Genomic DNA, 1,187 nt, shown 5'->3' with positions numbered 1-1,187 from the left:
TTGGGTGTTGTATAGTCAAGCCTCACGAGCAATTAGTATTGGTCAGCTTCATGCGTCACCGCACTTCCACATCCAACCTATCAACGTCGTAGTCTTCAACGGCTCTTTAGTGGACATAAAGTCCAAGGGAAATCTTATCTTGAGGTAGGCTTCCCGCTTAGATGCTTTCAGCGGTTATCCCTTCCGAACATAGCTACCCGGCGATGCGACTGGCGTCACAACCGGTACACCAGAGGTTCGTCCACTCTGGTCCTCTCGTACTAGGAGCAGATCCTCTCAAATTTCCAGCGCCCACGGTAGATAGGGACCGAACTGTCTCACGACGTTCTAAACCCAGCTCGCGTACCTCTTTAAATGGCGAACAGCCATACCCTTGGGACCTGCTTCAGCCCCAGGATGAGATGAGCCGACATCGAGGTGCCAAACACCGCCGTCGATATGAACTCTTGGGCGGTATCAGCCTGTTATCCCCAGAGTACCTTTTATCCGTTGAGCGATGGCCCTTCCATACAGAACCACCGGATCACTAAGACCTACTTTCGTACCTGCTCGACTTGTGGGTCTCGCAGTTAAGCGCGCTTTTGCCTTTATACTCTACGCGTGATTTCCGACCACGCTGAGCGCACCTTCGTACTCCTCCGTTACTCTTTAGGAGGAGACCGCCCCAGTCAAACTACCCACCAGACATGGTCCTCGCTCCAGATAATGGAGCAGAGTTAGAACCTCAATATTACCAGGGTGGTATTTCAAGATTGGCTCCACCGAAACTAGCGTCTCGGTTTCAAAGCCTCCCACCTATCCTACACAAGTAAGATCAAAGTTCAATGTCAAGCTGCAGTAAAGGTTCACGGGGTCTTTCCGTCTAGCCGCGGGTACACCGCATCTTCACGGCGATTTCGATTTCACTGAGCCTCTGCTGGAGACAGCGCCCCCATCATTATGCCATTCGTGCAGGTCGGAACTTACCCGACAAGGAATTTCGCTACCTTAGGACCGTTATAGTTACGGCCGCCGTTTACTGGGGCTTCGATCAAGAGCTTCGCTTACGCTAACCCCATCAATTAACCTTCCAGCACCGGGCAGGCATCACACCCTATACGTCCACTTTCGTGTTTGCAGAGTGCTATGTTTTTAATAAACAGTTGCAGGGGCCTGGTTTCTGTGGCTGCTCTCAGCTCAGGAAGTAA

At 51.6% G+C, this 1,187-nt stretch carries 1 rRNA gene; it reads right to left on the bottom strand.

Going from position 1 to position 1,187, the window contains the following annotated elements:
* Positions 1 to 11 precede the first annotated feature (11 nt).
* Positions 12 to 1,187 (bottom strand): 23S ribosomal RNA (locus FTT98_RS17575); the annotation flags it as partial.

Origin of the sequence: Acinetobacter sp. YH12039 (assembly GCF_013420015.1) — a bacterium.
In the GTDB taxonomy this organism is placed as follows: Bacteria; Pseudomonadota; Gammaproteobacteria; order Pseudomonadales; family Moraxellaceae; genus Acinetobacter; species Acinetobacter amyesii.
The sequence above is the reverse complement of the archived record's forward strand: the minus strand, read 5'-3'. Positions and strand labels throughout refer to the sequence as shown.